1 protein-coding gene is annotated in these 1,901 nt (G+C 72.8%); it reads left to right on the forward strand.

The annotated features are described in order from the left end of the window. Positions 1 to 1,901 (forward strand): DEAD/DEAH box helicase (locus WA805_RS31105; RefSeq protein WP_425244120.1); only part of this gene is annotated, 1,901 nt, incomplete at both ends.

The raw sequence follows: 1,901 nt of genomic DNA on the forward strand, positions 1-1,901 counted from the left end.
GCGGGCACCGTGCTGGCTGAGACGCTGGACGCCTTCGCCGACGCCGCGGCACGCACCCGGTTGCAGGCACCGCTCCTCCCGCCGCGCCGGGGCCGCCGTCCGGCTCGCGTCGAGTTGGCCGAACGGACCGTTGCCGCTCTCACCGGTCCAGACGCGCGCGTCGAGGTGGGCACAGCGCAGGATGCGGCCGAGGCGCAGTCCCTGGCCGCGGCTCTAGGAGCGTGGCTGACCAGCGCCAGGCTCCCGGTGGGCCCGGTCCGCATCTGTTTCCGCCTGGTGGAGCCGGCCGAGACCGAAGACCCTGAAGGGCCGGGAGAGGACGGCGACCGCGCCGGCACCGGGTGGCGGGTCGAGTTCGCGCTCCAGTCCGCGGAGGATCCGAGCCTGATGCTGTCCGCGGACGATGTCTGGGCCGGGGAGGGTGTCGGCTGGCTAGGCAGCGACACGTATCCGGACGAGGAACTCCTGGCGGGCCTCGGCGCGGCGGCCCGGCTGTTCCCCGCGCTCGAGGAGGCACTGGCCGAGGCGGCGCCCGCCGAGGTCGCGCTGGATACCGCGGGCGCGCTGCGGTTCCTGCGCGACGAGGGCCCGCTGCTGGCCGGTGCGGGGTTCGGCGTGCTCTTGCCGGACTGGGCGCGCAGGGCGCGGCTAGGGCTGAAGCTGACCACCAGGTCAACCTCGGCGGCGACCTCGCCGTCGGCCAGGCAGTCCGCGTTCGGCCTCACGGACCTGGTGGAGTTCCGGTACGACCTGGCCGTCGGCGACCAGGTGCTGTCCGCCGCGGAACTGGCCGAACTCGCCGCGCTCAAGGTCCCGCTGGTCCGCGTCCGCGGCCAGTGGGTGGAACTCGACGATCGCCAGGTCAAGGCCGCGCTGAAGTTCCTCGAACGCAAGCGGTCCGGCACGATGACCGCCGGCGAGGCGATCCTCATCGGCGTCCACGGCGCTGGCGACGACGTGCCGCTGACCGCGGTGGACGCGGACGGATGGCTTGGCGACCTGCTGTCCGGCCAGGCCGAGCGGCGGCTCGCGCCGCTGCCCACCCCGGACGGCTTCCACGGCGAGCTGCGACCCTACCAGGAGCGTGGCCTCGCCTGGCTGGCGTTCCTCGGCGACCTCGGCTTGGGCGCGGTCCTGGCCGACGACATGGGCCTGGGCAAGACCATTCAGCTGCTGGCGCTGGTCGCCGCGAGCGCCCGTCCTCATGGCCCGACGTTGCTGGTGTGTCCCATGTCGCTGGTAGGGAACTGGCAGCGGGAAGCCGCACGGTTTACCCCGGACCTGCGGGTGCACGTCCACCACGGGGCGGAGCGGCTGGCCGGCGACGACCTCGCCGCGACGCTGGCCGGCGCGGACCTGGTGATTACCACGTACGGGATCGCCGCCAGGGACCGCGCAGGGCTGAGCCAGGTGGGCTGGGCGCGGGTGGTCTGCGACGAGGCGCAGGCGATCAAGAACCACGCCACCGGGCAGGCGCGCCCCGCCCGCGCCCTCCCCGCCGCCTCGCGGGTCGCGCTGACCGGGACGCCGGTGGAGAACCAGCTGTCGGAGCTGTGGTCGATCATGGAGTTCGCCAACCCCGGCCTGCTCGGCCCTGCGAAGGCCTTCCGCGAGCAGTACGCGGTCCCTGTGGAGCGGTTCGGCGACGAGGAGGCGGCACAGCGGCTGCGGCGGGTCACCCAGCCGTTCCTGCTGCGCCGCCTGAAGACGGACAAGTCGATCATCTCCGACCTGCCGGACAAGCAGGAGATCAAGGTCTGGTGCAACCTGACGCTAGAGCAGGCAAGCCTGTACCAGGCGACCGTCACCGACATGCTCAGCCGCATCGACGAGGCCAGCGACGACATAACCAGGCGCGGCCTGGTGCTCGCCACGATGACCAAGCTCAAGCAGGTGTGCAA

Source organism: Trebonia sp., from assembly GCF_049794275.1.
In the GTDB taxonomy this organism is placed as follows: domain Bacteria; phylum Actinomycetota; class Actinomycetes; order Streptosporangiales; family Streptosporangiaceae; genus Trebonia.